Origin of the sequence: Massilia sp. CFBP 13721 (genome assembly GCF_014842025.1) — a bacterium.
Classification (GTDB): domain Bacteria; phylum Pseudomonadota; class Gammaproteobacteria; order Burkholderiales; family Burkholderiaceae_D; genus Telluria.
Genome location: NZ_JACYUY010000080.1, coordinates 1 through 306, shown reverse-complemented (window position 1 = coordinate 306; position 306 = coordinate 1). Strand labels below are relative to the sequence as shown.

Annotated in this window: 1 protein-coding gene; it reads left to right on the top strand. The window is 55.9% G+C overall.

The annotated features are described in order from the left end of the window. Nucleotides 1-306: transposase (locus IFT60_RS26250; RefSeq protein WP_192057033.1), on the top strand; the 306-nt coding region annotated here is incomplete at both ends.

Below are 306 nucleotides of genomic sequence, written 5' to 3'. Positions count from 1 at the left end.
AGATCAGCTCTCACATTCAATGGCTCGACAATGAAATCAAGAATCTGGCCAAGAAAATCCGCAACAGCATTGACGACGACCCGGACTTGAGGCAACGGAAAGCGCTCCTCGAGAGCATTCCAGGCGTTGGTGAACGCACGATCTCGTTGCTGCTGGCCTTCTCACTCACCCCGAGCCGCTTCAAGAACGCTCGGCAGGTTACCGCTTATGCCGGCCTCGATCCCCGTCAGCACGAATCGGGTAGCAGCGTGCGCGGCAAGCCCCACATTTCCAGATTTGGGCACAGCGTCATCCGAAAAATGATGT